This is a genomic window from Candidatus Ruminimicrobium bovinum, assembly GCF_902760015.1.
Taxonomy (GTDB): Bacteria; Elusimicrobiota; Endomicrobiia; order Endomicrobiales; family Endomicrobiaceae; genus Ruminimicrobium; species Ruminimicrobium bovinum.
Window position 1 is genome coordinate 1 of record NZ_CACWEU010000167.1, and the last position, 4,421, is coordinate 4,421.

Consider the following 4,421-nt stretch of genomic DNA (forward strand, 5'->3'; position numbering starts at 1 on the left):
AACCTTTGTCTGTAAGAAACAGGTTCAAATATTCCGGGAATTGTTGCACTTGCACGTGCGGCAGGAGCAACGGGACCTTCTTTAAAAATAATTTTTTCACCTGTTTTTATATCGGTTGCAACACATACAAAAGGAATATCAAGTTGAAAAAAATATTTATCACCAATCATTCTCGCTATATATTCTTCCATCTTTTTTGTCGATAATAACTTTTCGGAAGTAAGCATTGTTATCAATGATGTAACATTTAAGTTACTTATATCATTCCATTTAATATCTTCGGCAATATTTTCTATATCTTCTATTTTAACTCCCGAACAATACAACGATCCTACTAATGCACCCATACTCGTTCCCACAACCATATCTATCGGAATATTGGCTTCTCTTAATGCTTTTAACACACCTACATGTGCAAAACCTCTTGCTCCGCCACCGCCTAAAACCAAGATAACTTTTGGTCTTTTTTCCTTAGGCAAATTTATTACTTTATAATAAATATGGTCAACAATAAAAGTTTCCTGTTCAAAACAAAAAACTGTATTGAAAAAAAATAATATCGTAATAAGTATTAAAAAAATTTTCTTCATTCTTATTTTATTTTACAATTTATTTTATAGTTTTAGATTAAAAAAATATCTTTTTAATTATAACAAATTTTAAATAAAAATTTGCAGAAAACAAATTAATGTAAGTAATAAATAATTAGTTAAGATTTTAGATAATTTAATTATAGTACGGAACTTAAAAAATCAAAAAGCAACAGAAATTTATTTAAAAATTATTTCGGATACTATTCTTTTTTACCTATAAAATTTTTTTATAAAACTATTATCAGTCCAAGAGTTATTTATAAAAAAAATTTTTTATTATTTAAAGTATCATATTTATTTATTTTCTTATTTGATAATTTTGTACTGCAAAATTCATTAACAGTATCTACAAAACTAAATATTAAATATACGTTATATTGTTAAGTACAATTCTTTGCATGATAAATTATTTGATATTATTTTTATAAAAACATAAAATTTTAAAATTTATTATAATATTTATAATTGATATAAATGTACTTTCTAAAGCAATGTAAATTATTATCAGAAAGGAGAACCAGTGAAAATAACAGTTATAGGGGCAGGATATGTAGGTTTAGTTGCCAGTGCATGTTTGGCAGATATGGGAAACGACGTTATCTGCATTGATAATAATATAGAAAAACTTAAACTATTAGAAAAAGGAATTATTCCTATTTATGAACCGGGGCTTGATGAATTAGTTAAAGTTAATCTTAGAGAAAAAAGGTTAGTTTTTTCTTCGGATATAGATAATGCAGTAAAAGTATCAAAGGTATGTTTTATTGCAGTCGGAACACCGCAGAGAGAAGATGGTTCAGCCGATTTACAATACGTATTTCAGGTTGCAAAGCAAATAGCAAAAGCATCTAACGGTTATAAAGTAATTGTAGATAAATCAACGGTTCCGGTAGGAACTGCAGAAAAGGTAACTGCTATTATCAAAAAAAACTCAGCACATCCTTTTGATGTTGTTTCAAATCCTGAATTTTTAAAACAAGGTAATGCCGTAGAAGATTTTTTATATCCCGACAGAATTATAATAGGTTCAAATTCAGACAAAGCTATAAAAATAATGCAAGATATTTATACACCTTTTTTTAAAACAATAAATCGTTTAATTATTATGGATATAAAATCGGCAGAAATGACAAAATATGCCGCAAATTCTTTCCTTGCAACAAAAATATCTTTTATGAATGAAATTGCAAATTTATGTGAAAAAGTAGGTGCCGATGCCGAAATGGTTAGAATAGGAATATCAACCGATTCAAGAATCGGTAACAAATTTTTATTTCCGGGTTTAGGATACGGAGGAAGCTGTTTTCCGAAAGATGTTAAAGCTCTTATTAAAATAGCATCTGAAAGCGGTTGTGAAATGAAAATAATTAAAGCTGCAGATGATATAAATAAAAAACAAAGACAACTTTTTATAGATAAAATTACTAAAAAATTCGGAAAAAATTTAAAAGGAAAAACATTTGGAGTTTGGGGACTTGCATTTAAACCAAAAACAAATTGTATGAGAGAAGCTCCATCTATCACAATAATTAATACTTTACTAAATATGGGTGCAAAAATAAAAGCTTATGATCCAAAAGCAACAGATACAGCTAAATTATATTTCGGAAATAAAATAACATATTCCAACAATTCTTATGAAGCATTAGAGATGGCAGATGCAATGCTTTTATTGACAGAATGGAATGAATTTAGCAAACCTGATATGAAAAAGATAAAAAAACTTTTAAAATACCCTATAATATTTGATGGAAGAAATCAATATAATGCACAGCATCTTAAAAAAATGGGATTTTGTTATATACAAATAGGCAAGAGATAATTTTTTAATTTAAACTCAAAATATACTAATATAATTTTATAGAATATTTTATTATTACAAATATTCATTTTTTATTAGTTTGTTAAATTTATATGGTAACAGCCAAAAACTTGTTAATAAAAAAGATAATAACAAACCTAAAATTATTCCGTTTATTCCATACTTTAGCGAAAAATAATATTGTAAAGTAATACTGATTATAAATTGTATTGGCATATATATCCAAAATATTTTTAACACATTTATACTTTGTAAAAATACCGTGTATGTATCTGAAACAATTAAAATACTGAAATATAATGCACTCAACAAAAAAAGTTATATGATAAATTATAATCTATATTTGGTAATAAGAACTTAAAAATTAAATTTTTAAACAAGAAACTTACAATTATTGTTATTAATATTAATGATATACCAAATATTAAGTATCTTTTTAATTTAATTTTTAATTCTTCTGTTTGCCCGCTATAATATAATTCTGTTCCAATAGGCCAAAAAGCTCCTAATAAACAACCGTTTATTGCAAAGGCGGCAAGGGAAATTTTATTGCAATTAAATTTATAACTTCAATTATTTCCATTGTTCTAATTTTCTGTATGTCTATGTTAAAAAACAGACAAGTATATTCAAATATTTAATATATACTCGGTTATTTTTATATATTATCATTTATTATCGTTTAACATTATCATTGAATTTGTTTTATCACCCAACATATATTGCGGTAAGTGACCGTCCCATTTTTCAATCCATTTTAAATTTATAACGGTTTGGTTTGAAGAATCTCTTAATAATTTTTGTTTTTGTGCTTCGGCTTCGGCAAGTAAAATAACTTTTTTCTTTTCTTCCTCGGCCTGCATTCTTTGATATTGAATTTTTTTAACTTTTTGTTCTTCTATTTGTTTTTCTTCAACAACCCGGTTAAATTCAGCCGTAAATTGTATATCAACGATATTTACATTTTCTATTATTATGTTATATTCCTCAATTTTTTTTCTTAAATTTTCTTCTATGGATGCCCTTAAATTTTCTCTCTCTACTATAATATTTTCAACCGGAAGTTTTGAAATAGCGGTTTTTGAAACTTCCTGTATTGCGGGATATATTACTTTTACAAAATAATCTTTACCGATTTTAATATGAATATCATTTACTTTATCATAAATAGGTCTAAAATTTACAACTATTTTTGCCCTAACGGTCTGCAAATCTTTTGATGCGGAATCCGCTTCAATTTCCTGTTTTTGTGTCTTTACATCATAATTTACAACCTGATGAATTAACGGTAATTTTAAATATGTCCCTTGAGGAAAACTTTTAGTTTGTCCCGATAAAATATTTATTCGCACACCGACAAAACCCACCTCAACCACAAAAAAACTTGATAAACCTATAAATGCGGCAATAACAACAACCACTATTAATGTAAATAATTTTGCATCCTTTTGCATATTGTTCTCCCTTAAAAAAATTACTTTGTTATTTTTTGTTTATATATTTCATATAAAATAACCGCACCGGCACATGAAACATTCAACGACGATATTTTATTTTCCTGCGGTATTGTAATAATTATATCACATTTTTCTTTAATTTTCTGATGTATCCCGAAACCTTCACTGCCTAAAACCAATACCGACGGAAAAGGAATTTCTGTTTCATTTATTGAGTTGTTTCCGTTTTCCGCACCTATAATCCAAAAACCGCTATCTTTCAATTTTAATATTGCTTGTGACGAATTTGTTACTTTTGCTATTTTAATATGTTCTACCGCACCTGCCGATGTTCTTTCTACCGTTTCATTTACTGTTGCACTTCTCCATTTAGGTATAATAATTCCGTCGGCACCGAAACATACGGCACTTCTTATAATTGCACCTAAATTATGAGGATCTTCTATACCGTCAAGAAGTAATAACAATCCGTTTTTTTTATCTTTTACATTTCTTATAAGTTCGTCAAGTTCCACATATTCTATTGCGGAAATTTCGGCAACCACACCT

Annotated in this window: 4 protein-coding genes; 1 reads left to right on the top strand and 3 read right to left on the bottom strand. The window is 27.2% G+C overall.

Annotation, left to right across the window (positions count from 1 at the left end; genetic code table 11):
* The coding region (locus tag ACMUOV_RS05525) for a patatin-like phospholipase family protein (RefSeq protein WP_413854108.1) at positions 1 to 590 on the bottom strand (590 nt) is incomplete at its 3' end.
* 523 nt (positions 591 to 1,113) lie between these two features.
* Between ACMUOV_RS05525 and ACMUOV_RS05530 the strand changes: the two genes are divergently transcribed.
* On the top strand, positions 1,114 to 2,415 hold the full coding sequence (locus ACMUOV_RS05530) for a UDP-glucose dehydrogenase family protein (protein ID WP_413854109.1): 1,302 nt from the start codon (positions 1,114 to 1,116) through the stop codon (positions 2,413 to 2,415).
* 668 nt (positions 2,416 to 3,083) lie between these two features.
* Here the strand turns inward: ACMUOV_RS05530 and ACMUOV_RS05535 are convergent.
* Positions 3,084 to 3,869, bottom strand: coding sequence for a prohibitin family protein (locus ACMUOV_RS05535; RefSeq protein ID WP_413854110.1), 786 nt, complete (start codon positions 3,867 to 3,869; stop codon positions 3,084 to 3,086).
* Positions 3,870 to 3,889: 20 nt separating this feature from the next.
* Positions 3,890 to 4,421, bottom strand: a 532-nt coding sequence (rlmB, locus tag ACMUOV_RS05540; protein ID WP_413854111.1) for a 23S rRNA (guanosine(2251)-2'-O)-methyltransferase RlmB, incomplete at its 5' end; no start/stop codon positions are given.